This window comes from Methylosinus sp. KRF6, assembly GCF_018887255.1.
Lineage (GTDB): Bacteria > Pseudomonadota > Alphaproteobacteria > Rhizobiales > Beijerinckiaceae > Methylosinus > Methylosinus sporium.
In genome coordinates, this window is sequence record NZ_JAHLJF010000001.1 from 4,035,427 (window position 1) to 4,052,513 (window position 17,087).

Here is a 17,087-nt window from a genome sequence, read left to right on the forward strand (position 1 = left end):
CCTGATGACAACGCCGGCCGGGCCTCGCGCCCGGCCGGTTTTTCTTTGCGCTCCGCTGGGCTCGTCCACGCCTCGCGCATCCGCGCGCGTCCGTGCGCCGCGCTCGCGCGCCGGTTCTTGCCAGACCAGCGAGAGCCGATTAATTGCTATCGAGACTTCCCGACGCTCATTGGGGACGGCGCATGTCGAGCCGCGCTATCGCACAGTCGCTCTTGATGACCACGCTCGTTGCGGCGAGCGCCGCGTCGCCGGCGATCGCGCGCGGCGATCTGCTTTCCGACAAAGACAGCTGCGTTCTCGCGGTCGGCCCCGAGCTCATCTACTTCGCCGGCTATCAGCCGGGCGACGCGCCGCCGCGGAAATTCTGCGAGGACGTTCCCCGGCTGGGGGAAACGATTTTCGTTTTCGATTATGCCGCTCCCGAGCTGCGGGAGATGAAGGCCGGCTTCCGCATCTTGCGTCAGACCGGCGAGAGCGATGAGCCATCCGACCGAGAGGCGGCGACCGCCGCGTCCCTGGCGCCGCAGATCTATCCCAAAGGGACTTTTTCTTTCACGCATGTGTTCACTCAGCCGGGCGATTTCGTCGGCGTCGTCACGATCGACGGTTCGGCGGGCGAGCACTGGACGGCGCGCTTCCCCTTCTCCGTGGCCAAGCGCCGTTTCGAGCTGAGCCCTTATTATCTGATCGGCGCCGCAGGCCTGCTCGCGCTGTTTCTGTTCGCCTCCGGCAAGTTCGAGACGAACCGCCGACGCCGCTGACCTTTTCGACGCGCGAGCGTCTTCCGATCTCAAAACCGCGAAAAACCGCGAATTCGAGGCGCGCGCCCGGTTTACAGCGCGGCCGAAATATATTAGTCCATAACATCACTGAATTAATAGACCATGGAGACAAGTATGCTGAGTGTTTCAATCACGCGGCGCGGCCTCGGCGCCGCTATCGCATTCGTCGCGGGCGTGTCGCTTCTCGTCGCCTCGCTCGTCATCGATTCCTCGGCGCAGGCCGCGACGGCGTTGCTCAATGTCTCCTATGATCCGACGCGCGAGCTCTATAAGGCGATCAATCCCGCCTTCATCGCCGATTGGAAAGCCAAGACCGGCGAGACGATCGAGATACAGGCGTCGCACGCCGGCTCCGGCGCGCAGGCGCGCGCGGTCATCGACGGGCTGTCCGCCGATGTCGTGACGCTGGCGCTCGCGGCCGACATAGACGCGATCGTCTCCAAGACCGGAAAGGTCTCCGCGGATTGGCAGAAGAAGCTGCCGAACAACGCCTCGCCCTATACGTCGACGATCGTGTTTCTCGTCCGCAAGGGCAATCCGAAGAAGATCAAGAATTGGGACGATCTCGCCAAGCCGGGCGTCGCAGTGGTCACGCCCAATCCGAAGACCTCCGGCGGCGCCCGCTGGAACTATCTCGGCGCCTGGGGCTACGGACTGGAGAAGTTCAAAGGCGACGAGGCCAAGACCAAGGATTTCGTCAAGGCGATCTATAAGAATGCCCCCGTGCTCGACACGGGCGCGCGGGGCTCGACGATCACTTTCGCGCAACGCGGTCTCGGCGACGTGCTGATCGCCTGGGAAAATGAGGCCTTCCTCGCTTCGGAGGAATTCGGTAAGGACAAATTCGAGATTGTCGTCCCGCCCGTCTCCGTGCTCGCCGAGCCGCCGGTCGCCGTCGTCGACGGCAATGTCGACGCCAAAGGCACGCGCAAAGTGGCCGAGGCCTATCTGAACTTTCTCTACACGCCCGCCGCGCAGGCGATCATCGCCAAGAATTATTATCGGCCTGCGCATCCGGAATTCGCGGCGAAGGAGGATCTGAAGCGCTTGCCGAAGCTCCAGCTCTTCACTGTCGATCAGATTTTCGGCGGCTGGGCGAAGGCGCAGAAGACCCATTTCGCCGACGGCGGCGTCTTCGACGACATCCAAAAGCAATAGGCCGTGAACCCGACATGAGCGCATCGACGCAAATCGTGAAAAGAAAGGCTCGGAGCTTCCCGGCTCCGAGCGTCATCCCCGGATTTCGGACGACATTCGGCTTCACTCTCTTTTATCTGAGCCTCGTCGTCCTGTTTCCGCTGTCGATGCTCGTCATCCGCGCCTCCGAGCTCGGCCTCGCGGGCCTCTACGGCGTCGCCGTCGAGCCGCGCGTCGCCGCGGCCCTGCGCACGAGCTTTTTCATCTCCTTCGCCGCCGCGGCGATCGATGTCGTCTTCGGCCTCGTCACCGCCTGGGTGCTGACGCGCTATGAGTTTCCGGGCCGGCGCTTTCTCGACGCCATCGTCGATCTGCCCTTCGCTCTGCCGACGGCGGTCGCCGGCATCGCGCTCGCGGCGCTCTATGCGCCCAATGGCTGGCTCGGCGAGCCGCTCGCCGATTACGACATTAAAATCGCCTTCACGCGCTGGGGCATTCTCGTCGCGCTGGTGTTCGTCGGCCTGCCTTTCGTCGTGCGCACGGTGCAGCCGCTGCTCGCCGAGATCGACGTCGAGCTCGAGGAGGCGTCGGCCACTCTCGGCGCGAGCCGCGCGCATACGGTCTGGCGCGTGCTGCTGCCGCCGATTCTGCCGGCCCTGCTCACCGGATTCGCACTGGCTTTCGCGCGCAGCGTCGGCGAATATGGTTCGGTGATCTTCATCGCCGGCAATCTCGCCTATATCTCGGAAATCGCGCCCTTGCTGATCATCGTCAAGCTGGAGCAGTTCGACTATGCCGGCGCGACGGGCATTGCGACGATCATGCTCGCCATCTCCTTTGCCGTGCTGCTGGCGATCAATCTGATCCAGGCCTGGAGCCAGAAGAGGTTCGGCCATGTCTGACGCGCTGGCGCCGGCCATTCGCATCGCCGCGACGCGCCGCGTGACGGAGGAGGCTCCGCTCACGCGCTATCTGCTCATCGGCGTCGCCGTGGCCTTTCTCGGCCTCTTCCTGCTGTTGCCGCTCGCGGTGGTCTTCACCGAGGCGCTCACGAAAGGCGCCGGCGCCTTCTTCGCCACTTTCGACGAGCCGGATGCGCGGGCGGCGATCCGCCTCACTCTGCTCGTCGCGGCGATCGTCGTGCCGCTCAACGCCGTCTTCGGCATTTGCGCGGCCTGGGCCATCTCCAAATTCTCCTTTCCCGGCAAGAGCGTGCTGATCACGCTCATCGATCTGCCCTTTTCGGTCTCGCCTGTGGTGTCGGGCCTCGTCTATGTGCTCGTCTTCGGCTCGCAGGGGCTGCTCGGACCGACATTGTCGTCTCATGGAATTCAGATCGTCTTCGCCATTCCGGGCATTGTTCTCGCGACGATCTTCGTCACCTTCCCCTTCGTCGCGCGCGAGCTCATTCCGCTGATGCAGGAGCAGGGGACGGTGGAGGAGGAGGCGGCGCTGACGCTCGGGGCGAGCGGCTTTCGCACTTTCCTCACAGTGACATTGCCCAACATCAAATGGGGCCTGCTCTATGGCGTGCTCCTCGCCAACGCCCGCGCCATGGGCGAGTTCGGCGCGGTGTCGGTCGTATCCGGCCATATTCGCGGCCTGACCAACACGATACCTCTCCAGGTGGAGATCCTCTACAATGAGTATAATATCGTCTCGGCCTTCGCCCTCGCCTCCCTCCTGGCTGGGCTGGCTCTCGTCACTCTGGGGATCAAGACGCTTCTCGAATGGCGCTACGCCGGTCAAATCGCCGGTCGACGCCGTCACTGAGGACGCGCCGCGCCAGCATGGCGTGGAGATCAGAATCGAGGGCGTCGAGAAGGATTTCGGCGATTATCCGGCTTTGCGCGCTGTCGATCTGACGATCGCGCGCGGCGAGCTGGTCGCGCTGCTCGGGCCGTCCGGCTCCGGCAAAACGACTCTGCTGCGCGCCATCGCTGGGCTCTCCAATCCCGATCGCGGCCGCATTCTGTTCGATTCCGAGGACGCCACGACACTGTCCGTGCAGGAGCGGCGCGTCGGCTTCGTCTTTCAGAATTACGCGCTGTTCAAGCATCTGACCGTCGCCGACAATATCGCCTATGGGCTGAAAGTGCGCCCGCGCAGGACACGCCCCTCTCGCGCCGAGATCGCCGAGCGCGCGGCCAGGCTGCTCGAATTCGTGCAGCTCGACGGGCTCGGCGCGCGTTATCCGGCGCAGCTCTCCGGCGGCCAGCGCCAGCGCGTGGCGCTCGCCCGCGCGCTCGCCATCGAGCCGCGCGTTCTGCTGCTCGACGAGCCCTTCGGCGCGCTCGACGCGCGCGTGCGCAAGGATCTGCGCCGCTGGCTGCGCGACGTGCATCGGCAGACCGGCCTCACCACCGTCTTCGTGACGCATGACCAGGACGAGGCGATGGAACTCGCCGATCGCGTGGTGGTGCTGGACAAGGGCCGCATCGAGCAGATCGGCACGCCGGATGAGCTCTATGATCGGCCGGCCTCGCCCTTCGTGCTCTCCTTCGTCGGCGAGGCGCTGGCGCTGCCGGTGCAGGTCGCCGACGGGAAGGTGATCTTCCAGGGCAAGGAACTGCACGTCTCCTCGGAAAATCTGCGCAATGGACCGGCGCGCGTCTATTTCCGCCCGGCCGATATCGCTCTGCATGGCGGCGCGCTCGGCGCGCTCGAGGGCCGAGTCGAATCGGTGCGCCGCACGGCTGCGGGCTTGCGCGCGTCGATCTCCATCCCCGGCTATGACCAGACCGTCGAGGTCGACACCGATGATCGCGCCGGCGCGACGCTCGGCAGCAGCGTGCCGCTGTCACTGAACAAGGCGCGGATTTTCGCGACCGCCGAGGAAACGCTCGGCGACGGCGCGGGGATATAGGAGCTGCGCCGGTTGGCGCAGCGATTGCTTCCTCTCGATTGTCTGATCCGGAAGGCGACATGCGCCTTCATGCCCAGGCGAAGAAACTTCGACCTGGGAGACGGCGATGCGATCGCTCGGACGCAGCCGCAATATGTGCGCTTGGGATGACTTCGCAGGCGACGCCAAAGCGCTCGCCGATCTTCTCGCGGCCGACGGCTCCGGCGCGCTGCCGCCTTTTCTCTTTCTCTCGCAGCCCGGCGTCGGCGCCGCCGATCAGCGGCGCTGCTCCGAGCTGTGGACGCGCGATCGCCGCGCCGCCGCGGCGACGGAGCGGCGCGCGCTCGATTTCCGCTTTCGCGCGGCGGATGGGCGGAAGATCAAGCTCGGCTATCTCTCCAATGATTTCCACGATCACGCGACGGCGTTGCTGCTGATCGAGACGCTGGAGGCGCATGATCGCGAGCGCTTTTGCGTGAACGCCTATTCTTATGGAGCCGATGACGGCAAGGCGATGCGTCGTCGCCTCATCGGCGCTTTCGACAATTTCGTCGACATAGAGGCGCTCTCCGACGGCGACGCCGCCCGCGCGATCCATCGCGACGAGGTGGACCTGCTGATCGATCTCAAAGGCTTCACCGCCAATGCGCGCAGCGGCATTCTGATGCTGCGTCCGGCGCCCGTGCAGGTGAATTACCTCGGCTATCCGGGCACGCTCGGCGAGGATATCTGCGACTATATCATCACCGACGATTATGTGACGCCGCTCGCCTCCGCCGGCGATTATTCCGAATCCTTCGCCTATATGCCGCATAGCTATCAGCCGCGCGGCCGCGCGGGGCCGATCGGGCCGCGGCCGACGCGCGCGGCCATGGGCCTGCCGGAGCAGGGCGTCGTTTTCTGCTGCTTCAATCAGGCCTATAAATTCACGCCGGAGATGTTCGACGTCTGGTGCCGGCTGCTCGACGCCGTGCCGCACAGCGTCCTATGGCTGCTCGGCGCGCCCATGGCGGAGGGCAATCTGCGCAATGAGGCGTGGAAGCGCGGCGTGAATGGCGCGCGTCTCGTCTTCGCGCCGGATATGGCGCAGGACGAGCATCTGGCGCGACTCCAGCTCGCCGATCTCGTGCTCGACACGGCGCCCTATAACGCCCACACAACGGCGAGCGACGCGCTGTGGGCGGGCGTGCCGATCGTCACTTGCAGCGGCTCCACCTTTCCCTCGCGCGTCGCCGGCAGCCTGCTGCGCGCGGTCGGGCTGACGGAGCTGATCGCCGTCGATCTCGATGATTATTTCGATCTCGCCTATCGGCTGGCGACCGATCCCGCGGGCCTCGTGGATCTGAAGGCCAAGCTCGCGCGCAATCGCGCCGGCGCCGCGCTCTTCGATGTTCCCGCCTATACGCGGGATCTCGAAGGTCTCTATCAATCCATGTGGGATCGTCGATCCGCAGGCCTGCCGCCGGCGGCGCTGATTCCGGCGGCATAGAGCACTTCCGCTCGGAAAAAAGCCGCCCTCGCGTCGGCGAGGGCGGCTGCAGTTGGTTATGTCGGGCCGGCTTCGAGCGCGCTGGTCAGCGAACCAGAATATTCTTGAACTGCCAGGGATCCTCGAGGTCGATATCCTCCGGGAAGAGACCCGGGCGGCCGTCGAGCGGCGTCCAATCCGTGTAGACCCCCTCGACGGGGCCGAGATAGGGCAGCTGCACTTCGAGGCAGCGGCGGAAATCCACCTCATCGGCCTCGACAATGCCGGCGGTGGGGTTTTCCAGCGCCCACACCATGCCGGCGAGCGCGGCCGAGCTGACCTGCAGGCCGGTGGCGTTCTGATAGGGCGCCAGCTCGCGCGTCTCCTCGATGGAGAGGCGGGAGCCGTACCAATAGGCGTTCTTGGCGTGGCCGTAGAGCAGCACGCCGAGTTCGTCTATGCCGTCGACGATCTCGTTCTCGTCGAGAATCTTCCAGCTCGCCTGCATCTTGCCGGCGCGGCCGAACATCTCGTGCAGCGACAGAACGGCGTCGTCGGCCGGATGATAGGCGTAATGGCAGGTCGGCCGATAGACGACCTTGCCGGAGCCGTCGCGCACGGTGAGAAAATCCGCGATCGAGATCGACTCGTTATGGGTGACGAGGAAGCCGAATTGCGGCCCCGGCGTCGGCGTCCAGCTGCGCACGCGCGTGTCGGCGCCGGGCGACTTCAGATAGATCGCCGCGCCACAGCCGGAGGAATGCGTCCCGGCTATGTCCGGCAGCGCCTTCTCATGCGTGCCCCAGCCGAGCTCGGCAGGCTGCTGACCCTCGGAGACGAAGCCTTCCACCGACCAGGTGTTGACGAAGACGTCGCGCGGCTTGGGGGTCGTGGCGCGCTGCGTGTCGCGCTCGGCGATGTGAATGCCCTTGACGCCGAGCTTCTGCGCTAGCGCGCCCCAATCGGCGCGGCTCTTCGGCTCCTCGATCTTCAGGCCCGTGTCGGCGGCGATGTTCAGCAGCGCCTGCTTCACGAACCAGGACACCATGCCCGGATTGGCGCCGCAGCAGGAGACGGCGGTCGGTCCGCCCGGATTGCGGCGACGCTCCTCCAGCACCGTCTCGCGCAGCGCGTAATTGGTGCGCGATTCATTGCCGAGGGTGGTGTCGAAGTAGAAGCCGGTCCAGGGCTCGACCACCGTGTCGACATAGAGGCAGCCGAGCTCGCGGGCCAGCTTCATAATGTCGAGCGAGGAGGTGTCGACCGAGAGATTGACGACGAAGCCCTGTCCCTCGCCCTTGGTGAGCAGGGGGGTGAGCACTTCGCGGTAATTATCCTTGGTCAGGGCGACCTTCTGGAAGGCGATGCCGCGAATATCCAGCATTTCACGATGCGTATCGACAGGGTCGATGACGGTGAAACGGCTCTTGTCATAGTCGAAATGGCGCTCGATGAGCGGCAAGATGCCACGTCCGATGGAGCCGAAGCCGATCAGAACGATCGGGCCGGTAATCTTCGCATGGACGGGCCAGTCTGCCATTTCGCTCACCTCTTGGAGTTCGAGAATTATTGTGCGGCGCGTTACAGCAAGAGCGGCGGACATAATCAAGGAAAAACGCGGGCGGGGCGTTTTCCTTCTGTCGCTCTGCGGCAAAGAGGGGGCGGGCTCAGTCGGGAGAAAAGCCCATGCGCGTCAGCGCCGCGGCCAGCGCCGGCTCCGGGCGCGCCCCGCTGGTGAAGATCGCGCGGGGCGCCGGCGCCGTCGCTTCGCGGTCGGGGCCGAAGCGCTCGACGAGCAGCCGATCGGCCTGGCGCGCTATGGCGGGGGCGGGGTCGATCCACTCGACCGGCCAGGGCGCGAGGCGCCGGAAAAAGTCCAGCAGCAGCGGATAATGCGTGCAGGCGAGGACGACGACGTCCGTGCGCGCCTCGTCGCGTGTGACGAAGCAGGGCGCGATCTCGCGGGCGATCTCCGCTTCGGAAACAGCGGCGCCGCGCATAAAATCCTCGGCGAGCGGGGCGAGGCGTGTCGAGCCGACCAAAGTCACAGCGCAATCGCCGGCGAAGCTGGCGATGAGAGCGCGCGTGTAATCGCGCGCTACAGTGCCGGGCGTCGCCAACACGGAGACGAGGCGCGAGTGCGAATGTTCGGCGGCGGGCTTTATCGCCGGCACTGTGCCGACGAAGGGAAGCTGCGGCCAGCGCGCCCGCAAAGGGGGAAGCGCGCGCGTGGAGGCGGTGTTGCAGGCGACGACGACGAGATCGGGGGCCAGCTCGGCGATCAGCCGTTCCATCACCTCCATGACGCGCGCGACCAGCGCCGTCTCGGAGAGCGGACCATAGGGGAAGCCGGCGTCATCCGCGCAATAGAGCAGCGCCGCATGAGGGCGCAGCTTCGCCACTTCGGTGAAGACGGTGAGGCCGCCGAGCCCGGAGTCGAAGACGAGGATTTTAGGGGCGGGGGGCGTCATGAGGGCGGTCGGCTCGCAGTGTCCTGACGTCCCCGAATCTGCCCCCTCTCCCGCAAAGCGGGGGAGGGTCGGGGCGGGGGCGTTTCCGCAAATAGAAACCCGTTCCCCCGCGAAGATCAACCTCGCGTCAGAACGGCAGGTTGAACACGCGCGAGGGCTCCAGCGCGCCTTCCACCACCTCGCCGAAGGCGACGGGCACGCCGCCGCAGGCCGCATAGACGACGCCGCCAGCAGGGGCGTCGCGGCCGCGCAGGATCAGCGAACCGCCGCGCCTCAGCCGCGCCGCCGCGTCGCGGTCGACGACGACGCAGGGCAGCTCGGTGAGGCCAGCCTCGACCGAGAGAAGCGCATTGGCGGCCTCGCCGCCCTCGATCTCGTCCAGCGTGTAGCTGTCCTCCTCGAGGAAAGGCCCGACGCGCGTGCGGCGCAGCGCGGTCACATGGCCGAAGCAGCCGAGCAGCCGCCCGAGATCACGCGCGATGGAGCGCACATAGGCGCCCTTGCCGCATTCCATGACGAGCCTTGTTTCCTCCTCCGTCGCATCGACGATGGAGAGGCGATGAATGGTGACGGGGCGCGGCTTCAGCTCGACTGTCTCGCCGTCGCGCGCGAGATCATAGGCGCGCTCGCCGGCGATCTTGATGGCGGAATATTGCGGCGGCACCTGCATGATGTCGCCGAGAAAGCGCGGCAGCAGCGCCTCGATCTCAGCGATCGTCGGCCGCTCCTCGCTCTCGCGTACGGATTTGCCGTCGGCGTCGTCCGTGTCGGTCTCGACGCCCCAGCGCACGGTGAAGCTATAGGCCTTCTCGCCGTCCTGCACGAAAGGCACGGTCTTGGTCGCCTCGCCGAAAGCGACCGGCAATATGCCGGAGGCGAGCGGGTCCAGCGTGCCGGCGTGGCCGGCTTTCTTGCCGTTATAGATGCGCTTCAAGCGCGAGACGGCGTGCGTCGAGGTCATGCCGACAGGCTTGTCGAGCACCACCCAGCCGTCGACGACGGCGCGGGTCGATTTTCTTCCGTTCATTGCTGGGCGCCGTTCTCTTCGTCGGTTTGGGGCTGATCGAGATCGCGGCGCACGCGCTCGGAGTTCAGCAGCGCGTCGATGCGCGCGACATTGTCGAAACTGTCGTCGATGCGGAAACGCACCTCCGGCGCGAATTTGAGATTGACGCTATGGGCGATCTCGCCGCGCAGATATTTTTTATGGCGGTCGAAAGCGCGCAGCACCTCCGGCTCGTCCTTGCCGCCGAGCGGCATGACATAGACCGTGGCGAGCTTCAAATCCGGGCTCATCGTCACGCGCGAGACGGTGACGACATGCTGCTCGAGCACGGGATCGTTGATCTCCCCGCGCGAGAGCAGCTGGGCGATCTGATGGCGGACGAGCTCGGCGACGCGCAACATGCGCTGCGACGGCTCCGCCCCATGGGCGTGATGGGCTCTGGACATTTGGCTCTTGGGGTGGCTATTCGATTTCGCGCTGCGACCCACGGATCATGGAGAGCAGCCGTTCGAACGCGCGAATTTCGGCCTTTTCCACACGCGCGTCGATCTTGTCCTCGATCGCTCCGGTGACGAACTCGGAAACGCCTTCCAGCTTTCCCGCGATCCGATCCACTTGGCGTTGAAGCTCATGCAAATCTTTGCGAAGCTCTTTGTTCTCGGCCTTCAGAGACGCCACCGACCGTTCCAGGTCGAGGATGTTTTTTCCAAACTCTAGAAAGCGCCCCCAAGACAATTTCCATCCGCCTGATTCGGGCTCTGTCGGCGGCGGAGGCGGGTGTTGCAGGTCGCTTTCTCCGGTCATTGCGATAGTCCGAGCCGACTATCGAAGATTCTGTCGATTCGTGCGAGCGTGCGGTCGATTTCCTGCCGGCGTATCTCGAAATCGATACGATCGCGACGTGTGTCTTCGACGATATCTCGCATCATCTCGGCGCTGCGCTCCAACGACGCCAGAGCCGCGCCCATTGCGAGGCTCGGGTCGTCGGACGGCGTATCGCCGAAAAAGGCCTGCGCTGAAAAGGCGGATTCGCCACCCACCCTATCCAACGGCGCATCTTTGTCATCCCCCTCGACCTTTCTTGCGCGAGAGAGCGATTCCAATTCTCTCAAGAAACTCTCGCCACCTTCCGCGGAAAGGAGCTTCGCCAAGATGGCGTCGGTTTGCAGCCTCGGGCCATTCGCGATCGAACCATCGTCATGCTCGTAAAACGCCAAAGCGCTTCTGGCCTGCCAACGACGAAGCTCCTGTAGAAGCTCGACCAAATCCGAGGCGGCGCGAGGGAGAGCCGCGATCAGCTCTATGACCCCTTCGGCTTTGAACGGAAATGATTGGCTCATCATTCGCTCCTTACGAGGTTAGCCGCATTCGATCTCACAGCGTCCGCTTGATCTCCTCGACACGATAGCACTCGATGACGTCGCCGGCGCGCATGTCCTGATAGTTCTCGAAAGCCATGCCGCACTCCTGTCCGGCCTGCACTTCCTTGACCTCGTCCTTGAAGCGCTTGAGCGTCGATAGCTTGCCCTCGTGGACGACGACATTGTCGCGGATGAGACGCACATTGGCGCCGCGCTCCACCGAACCGTCGGTCACGCGGCAGCCCGCCACCTTGCCGACCTTGGAAATGTCGAACACTTCGAGAATCTGCGCATTGCCCAGCATGGTCTCGCGCAGCGTCGGCGCGAGGAGGCCGGACATCGCCGCTTTCACATCATCGACGAGATTGTAGATGATGTTATAGTAGCGGATTTCAATGCCGCCGCGCTCGGAGGCCTCGCGCGCTTCCTTATGGGCGCGCACGTTGAAGCCGATGACGACGGCGTTGGACGCTTCGGCGAGCGCTATGTCGGACTCGGAGATGCCGCCGACGCCCGCATGAACGACGCGCGCGCCCACCTCGTCGGTGCCGAGCTTGTCGAGCGCTGCGACGATCGCCTCCACAGAGCCCTGCACATCGCCCTTGATGACGAGCGGGAACTCCTTGCGGCCGGCGGTCTTCAACTGGCTCATCATATCGGTGAGCGAGGTGCGGGCGCCGCCGCCGCGCGCGGCCAGCTTGTCGCGACGCTGACGCTCGCGATATTCGGTGATCTCTCGCGCGCGGGCTTCCGTCTCCACCACGGCGACGCGGTCGCCGGCTTCCGGCGTGCCGGAGAAGCCGAGGATCTCGACCGGGAAGGACGGGCCGGCGGTCTGCACAACGACGCCCTTGTCGTCGAGCAGCGCGCGGACGCGGCCCCATTGCGAGCCGGCGACGATGATGTCGCCGACCTCTAGCGTGCCGCGCTGCACCAGCACGGTGGCGACCGGACCGCGGCCCTTGTCGAGCCGCGCCTCGATCACCGTGCCCTCGGCGGAGCGCTCGGGATTGGCCTTGAGGTCGAGCACTTCCGACTGCAGGGTGATGGCGTCGAGCAGCTTGTCGAGATTGAGCTTCTCCTTGGCGGAGACCTCCACCTCGAGCGTGTCGCCGCCGAAGGTCTCCGTCTGCACCTCGTGCTGCAGCAGCTCGGTGCGCACGCGCTCGGGCTTGGCGTCGGGCTTGTCGATCTTGTTGATCGCGACGATGATCGGAACCTCCGCCGCCTTGGCGTGATGGATCGCCTCGATCGTCTGCGGCATGACGCCGTCATCCGCCGCCACCACCAGGATCACAATGTCCGTGACCTTGGCGCCGCGGGCGCGCATGGCGGTAAAGGCCGCGTGGCCGGGGGTGTCGATGAAGGTGATCGGCGCGCCGTTCGGCGCCCGCACCTGATAGGCGCCGATATGCTGCGTGATGCCGCCCGCTTCGCCGGCCACGACATTGGCGTGGCGGATCGCGTCGAGCAGCGAGGTCTTGCCGTGGTCGACATGGCCCATGATGGTGACGACCGGCGGACGCTGCTCGAGCTCGCTGTCGGCGTCGGGCGAGTCGAACAGGCCTTCCTCGACATCCGATTCGGCGACGCGCTTGACCGTATGGCCGAGCTCCTCGGCGACGAGCTGCGCCGTGTCGGCGTCGATCACATCGGTGATCTTGTGCAGCGCGCCCTGCTTCATCAGCAGGCGAATCACATCGACGCCGCGCTCCGACATGCGGTTGGCGAGCTCCTGGATGGTGATCGTCTCCGGGAGGATGACCTCGCGGGCGATCTTCTCCTTCTGCTCGGCCTGGCCGAAGGATTTCAGGCGCTGTGTGCGGCGGCGGAAGGCGGCGACCGAACGCGTGCGCTCTTCTTCCTCGGACGTCGCGGTGGAGACGGTGAGGCGGCCGCGGTCCTTCTGCGCGCCGCCGCGCGAGGGCGTCGGGCGGGGCGGCGGCGGCGCCTTGACGGCGATGACGCCGACGGGACGGCGGACGACGCGCTTCTCGGCGTCTTCCGTGGTCGCGGTCGCGGCCGGGCGTGGCGCTTCGCCGCCGGCGGTCGGGGCCGGGCGCGGTTGCGCCGGGCGAGCGGCGGCGGGCGTCGCAGCGTGCGGCTCGGGCGCGCCGCCTCCGGCGAGGCGACGGCGCGCCTCTTCCTCGGAGCGGCGTTTCGACTCGGCGTCGCGGGCGAGGCGTTCCTCCTCCTCGCGCTTGCGGGCTTCGGCGGCGGCGCGCTCCTCGCGCTCGCGGGTCTCGCGCTCGGCGCGCGCCTTGGCTTCCACCTCGGCGCGGCGACGGTCTTCCTCTTCGCGGGTGCGGGCGTCGACCAGAGCGCGGGCGCGGGCCTCGCGCTCTTCGTCGGTCAGCGCGCGCAGCACCATGCCGGCGCCGCGCTTGGGCGCAGGCTGCGGGCGCGGCGTCTCGGCGCGCGGCGGCGGAGGGGGCGGCGCGGCGGCGGCGGGCGCCGCAGGCGCGGGGGGAGCCGGCGTCGGAGGCGGAGCCGCCGGCTTGGTCTCGACATGGCCCGGGGCGCGACGCTTCACCTTCTCGACCACGACCACCTTGGAGCGGCCGTGGGAGAAGCTCTGGCGCACCATTCCGCCATGCTCGGTCGGACGCTGCTTCAAATGCAACGTCTTCGACGGCGTGACGGTCAGCGTCTTGTCGCCGCTGTTCTCGGTCTCGGTCTCACTCATCCAGTTTCCGATCCTCGGGCTGCGCCTGTTCGGTTGCGTCTTTCAGCGGGCCGAGCTCGTCGGTCCGCTCGCTGTCGTGGTTCTGCGCGTCGCCGGATGCGCTCTCGCCTCTATAGGCGGCGAGGCGGCGGCAGCGCGCCAAAAAGGCTTGCGTCGGTCCGCCCGGCGCGAGGGCTGCATGTATCACATTTGTGCGGCCCAAAGCCAAATCCAATTGAAGAGAATCGAACAGAGAGATCGTCTCTATGACCCTCTCGCCGGCCCCGCGCGCCGTGGCCGCGCGCCGCGCCGCCTGGGCGAGCTTGCGCCGTCCCTCCGCCGAGCCGTCGCGCGCCTCCAGCACAGCGGCGACGACGCCTTTCTCCAGCGCCTCGCACACCTTGCCGAAGCCGGCGACCACCGCGCCGGCCTTATTGGCCATGGCCAGCGATTGCAGGCAATCGGCCTCCAGCAGCCGATCGACGTCGGCGGGAAGCGACGGCGACGCCGAGACCTCGGCCTTCAATTGGCGCGAGAAGGCCCTTTTCTTCAACGCTTCGGCCACGACATCGGCGCGCGCCGTCACCCAGGCGCCGCGACCCGGCAGACGCGATCTTATGTCCGGCGTGAGGACGCCGTCCGGCGCGCGCACGAAACGGATCATCCCCTCCGGCGCGTCGCGCCGGCGGGTGACGATGCAGGTCCGTTCGCTCGCCTCGGCCTCTCTCATTCGCTCGCCGTCTCGTTTCGTCACTGCGCGTCTGTCTGCTGCGCCTCTGCCTGCTGCGATTCCGTCGGTTCAGCGGTCTCGGTCTCCTCGGCTTCCGCCTCGGGCTCCGGCGCCTCGATCCAGCCGGCGCGCACGCGCGCGTCCATGATCAGAGCCTCCGCCTCCTCGCGAGAAATGTCGATCCCGTCGAGGAAGCCGGTCTGCTTGACCGTCTCGCCGTCCTTCTTCTCGGTCCAGCCGACGAGATCGTCCGGCACGCAGCCGGCGAGATCCTCGATCGACTTCACGTCATTCTCGCCGAGCTTGACCAGCATCGCCGAGGTGACGCCGTCGAGCTCCTTCAGCTCGTCGAGCACGCCGAGCTCGAGGCGACGCGCCTCGTTCTCCGCCTCGACTCGCTCGAGATAATTGCGGGCGCGATTTTGAATCTCGGCGGCGGTGTCCTCGTCGAAGCCTTCGATCGTCGCCAGCTCGCCGAGATCGACGAAGGCCAGCTCCTCGACCGATTGAAAGCCTTCCGAAGCGAGCAGTCGGCCGACCACCTCATCGACGTCGATGGCGTTCATGAACACTTTGGTGCGCTCGACGAACTCGCGCTGACGGCGCTCCGATTCCTCGGCCTCGGTCAGAATGTCGATGTCCCAGCCGGTGAGCTGCGAGGCGAGACGCACATTCTGGCCGCGGCGGCCGATGGCCAGCGACAGCTGATCGTCCGGCACCACCACCTCGATGCGCGCGGAATCCTCGTCGAGAACGACCTTCACCACTTCGGCCGGCTGCAGCGCATTGACGATGAAGGTCGCCGCATCCGCCGACCAGGGAATGATGTCGATGCGCTCGCCCTGCAGCTCGCCGACCACGGCCTGAACGCGCGAGCCGCGCATGCCGACGCAGGCGCCGACGGGATCGATGGAGGAATCGCGCGAGATGACGGCGATCTTGGCGCGCGAGCCCGGATCGCGCGCGACCGACTTCACCTCGATCACGCCGTCGTAGATCTCCGGCACTTCCTGGCGGAACAGCTTGGCCATGAATTGCGGATGCGTGCGCGACAGGAAAATCTGCGGACCGCGCTGCTCGCGGCGCACGTCATAGACATAGGCGCGCACGCGATCACCCGGACGGAAGGTCTCGCGCGGGATCATCTCGTCGCGGCGGATGATCGCCTCGCCGCGGCCGAGATCGACGATCACATTGCCATATTCGACGCGCTTTACCACGCCGTTGACGATCTCGCCGATGCGGTCCTTGAACTCTTCGTATTGGCGGTCGCGCTCGGCCTCGCGCACCTTCTGCACGATGATCTGCTTGGCCGATTGCGCGGCGATGCGGCCGAAATCGAAGGGCGGCAGCGTCTCGGAAATCCAATCGCCGACCTGCGCCGCCGGATTGCGCTTGCGCGCGTCCTCGATGGAAATCTGCGTCGCGTCATTGTCGACGAGATCGACGACGAGCAAAAGGCGCGAGAAGCGCACCTCGCCGCTCTTCGGATTGATCTCGGCGCGGACCTCGGTCTCCTGCCCATAGCGCGAGCGCGCGGCCTTTTGCAGCGCGTCCTCCATGGAGGCGATGACGATCGAACGGTCGATCGATTTCTCGCGCGCGACCGCATCGGCGATCTGCAGGATTTCCAACCTGTTGGCGCTGACGGCCATATCTTGCTCCCAAAAACGTCGGCCCTACGCGTCGCCGCGACGGCCGGGTCCGCTGCCTTTTTTCTTGAATCCCGTCTGCACGCCGGCCGGAACCAGCGGCTTGGCCTTATCGGCGCGCGCCGCGGCGAAACGGCCGGGCCCGCGACGAGGCCGCGCATCCTCTTGCGGCGCTTCCTCCTCGCTCGGGCCGTCGTCCTCGAGCTGCGCCTTGCCGGCGCGCAGCGCCTCGCGGATCAGCGCGTCGGTCAGCATCAGCTTGGCCTCGTCGAGATCGCGCAGCGGCATTCGCACGGTTTTTTCTTCGTCCGGCGGGGCGTCGTCGCGCTCGAGCGTCACCACGGCGTCGCGGCCGTCTCCCTCGACGGAGACAATATTGCCCCGAAAGCGCTTGCGGCCAGAGGCGAGCGGCTGCGTCAGCTCGATCTTCGCCTCATGGCCGATCGCGCGACGAAAATCCGAGACTCGCACCAAGGGGCGATCTATGCCGGGCGAGGACAGCTCCAGCCGATAGGCGTCCGAGATGACGTCCTCGACGTCCAGCTCCGGCGAGAGCGCCTGGCTCGCGGCCTCGCAATCGTCGATGGTCATGGTTCCGTCGGGCCGCTCGGCCATGATCTGCAGAACCATGCCGTTCTGCGAGAGAATGCGCGCGCGCACGAGTCGAAAGCCGAGCTGCGCCAGCACGGGCTCGGCAATATGGGCGATGCGCGCCGCGACTCCCGTCTCGCCGCAGAGGCGCGGCTCGTCGATGAGGGAGGGCGCCTCCACGGCGCCGGCGGCGGGCGTTTCTGCCAAGCGGCTCATCCTGTCTTGCGAGAATTTCCGGCCGGTGCAAACAAAAAAGAGCGGGTCCCGGCCGGGCCCCACTCTCAAGCAGCGATCATCCGAGAATGACCGTTATGAGATAGAACGAGCGGCTTATACACCAAGATCGCGCGCCGGCGCAAGAAAAATGCTCATCGGCTGC

At 66.1% G+C, this 17,087-nt stretch carries 16 protein-coding genes; 6 read left to right on the forward strand and 10 right to left on the reverse strand.

Annotation, left to right across the window (positions count from 1 at the left end):
- The first annotated feature begins 182 nt into the window (after positions 1 to 182).
- From KP010_RS19005 to KP010_RS19030, 6 genes are all read left to right on the forward strand, one after another.
- Positions 183 to 761 (forward strand): hypothetical protein, encoded by a 579-nt coding sequence (locus KP010_RS19005; protein WP_216281323.1) that lies wholly within the window; start codon positions 183 to 185, stop codon positions 759 to 761.
- A 135-nt stretch (positions 762 to 896) separates the two neighbouring features.
- Entirely contained in the window at positions 897 to 1,940 is a 1,044-nt protein-coding gene (locus tag KP010_RS19010; protein ID WP_253203666.1) for a sulfate ABC transporter substrate-binding protein, read from the forward strand.
- A 14-nt stretch (positions 1,941 to 1,954) separates the two neighbouring features.
- Positions 1,955 to 2,821, forward strand: a complete 867-nt coding sequence (cysT, locus tag KP010_RS19015) for a sulfate ABC transporter permease subunit CysT (RefSeq protein ID WP_142863999.1) — start codon at positions 1,955 to 1,957, stop codon at positions 2,819 to 2,821.
- Positions 2,814 to 3,692, forward strand: coding sequence for a sulfate ABC transporter permease subunit CysW (cysW, locus tag KP010_RS19020; protein ID WP_108918596.1), 879 nt, complete (start codon positions 2,814 to 2,816; stop codon positions 3,690 to 3,692). The genes cysT and cysW overlap by 8 nt, the downstream gene beginning before the upstream one ends.
- Positions 3,693 to 3,714: 22 nt before the next feature.
- Positions 3,715 to 4,785, forward strand: coding sequence for a sulfate/molybdate ABC transporter ATP-binding protein (locus tag KP010_RS19025; RefSeq protein ID WP_216281325.1), 1,071 nt, complete (start codon positions 3,715 to 3,717; stop codon positions 4,783 to 4,785).
- 106 nt (positions 4,786 to 4,891) lie between these two features.
- Positions 4,892 to 6,253 carry a UDP-N-acetylglucosamine-peptide N-acetylglucosaminyltransferase gene (locus KP010_RS19030; protein WP_216281327.1) on the forward strand — a complete coding sequence of 454 codons (1,362 nt, stop codon included), beginning with the start codon at positions 4,892 to 4,894 and terminating at the stop codon, positions 6,251 to 6,253.
- An 85-nt stretch (positions 6,254 to 6,338) separates the two neighbouring features.
- On the opposite strand, the gene KP010_RS19035 is transcribed toward KP010_RS19030, so the two are convergent.
- The 10 genes from KP010_RS19035 to rimP all read right to left on the reverse strand — a co-directional run bounded on the left by KP010_RS19035 (position 6,339) and on the right by rimP (position 16,924).
- Positions 6,339 to 7,772 (reverse strand): homospermidine synthase, encoded by a 1,434-nt coding sequence (locus KP010_RS19035; protein ID WP_216281329.1) that lies wholly within the window; start codon positions 7,770 to 7,772, stop codon positions 6,339 to 6,341.
- Positions 7,773 to 7,899: 127 nt separating this feature from the next.
- Positions 7,900 to 8,703, reverse strand: coding sequence for a glutamate racemase (murI, locus tag KP010_RS19040; protein ID WP_142864005.1), 804 nt, complete (start codon positions 8,701 to 8,703; stop codon positions 7,900 to 7,902).
- Between the two features lie 127 nt (positions 8,704 to 8,830).
- Entirely contained in the window at positions 8,831 to 9,730 is a 900-nt protein-coding gene (gene truB, locus KP010_RS19045) for a tRNA pseudouridine(55) synthase TruB (RefSeq protein ID WP_142864006.1), read from the reverse strand.
- Complete coding sequence (gene rbfA / locus KP010_RS19050; protein WP_142864007.1) at positions 9,727 to 10,155, reverse strand: 30S ribosome-binding factor RbfA; 429 nt, start codon at positions 10,153 to 10,155, stop codon at positions 9,727 to 9,729. The genes truB and rbfA overlap by 4 nt, the downstream gene beginning before the upstream one ends.
- Positions 10,156 to 10,171: 16 nt before the next feature.
- A complete protein-coding gene (locus KP010_RS19055; RefSeq protein ID WP_142864008.1) occupies positions 10,172 to 10,513 on the reverse strand; it encodes a hypothetical protein in 342 nt (113 codons plus the stop codon).
- Entirely contained in the window at positions 10,510 to 10,758 is a 249-nt protein-coding gene (locus KP010_RS19060; protein ID WP_216281331.1) for a hypothetical protein, read from the reverse strand. Before KP010_RS19060 ends, KP010_RS19055 begins: the two co-directional genes overlap by 4 nt.
- A 325-nt stretch (positions 10,759 to 11,083) precedes the next feature.
- A complete protein-coding gene (gene infB, locus KP010_RS19065; RefSeq protein WP_142864010.1) occupies positions 11,084 to 13,756 on the reverse strand; it encodes a translation initiation factor IF-2 in 2,673 nt (890 codons plus the stop codon).
- The gene (locus tag KP010_RS19070) at positions 13,749 to 14,489 is read right to left on the reverse strand and encodes an RNA-binding protein (protein WP_281405385.1); all 741 of its coding nucleotides are present in this window, start codon (positions 14,487 to 14,489) and stop codon (positions 13,749 to 13,751) included. The genes infB and KP010_RS19070 overlap by 8 nt, the downstream gene beginning before the upstream one ends.
- Entirely contained in the window at positions 14,486 to 16,120 is a 1,635-nt protein-coding gene (gene nusA / locus KP010_RS19075) for a transcription termination factor NusA (RefSeq protein ID WP_142864012.1), read from the reverse strand. Before nusA ends, KP010_RS19070 begins: the two co-directional genes overlap by 4 nt.
- A 24-nt stretch (positions 16,121 to 16,144) precedes the next feature.
- Complete coding sequence (gene rimP / locus KP010_RS19080; protein WP_108917568.1) at positions 16,145 to 16,924, reverse strand: ribosome maturation factor RimP; 780 nt, start codon at positions 16,922 to 16,924, stop codon at positions 16,145 to 16,147.
- Positions 16,925 to 17,087: the final 163 nt, after the last annotated feature.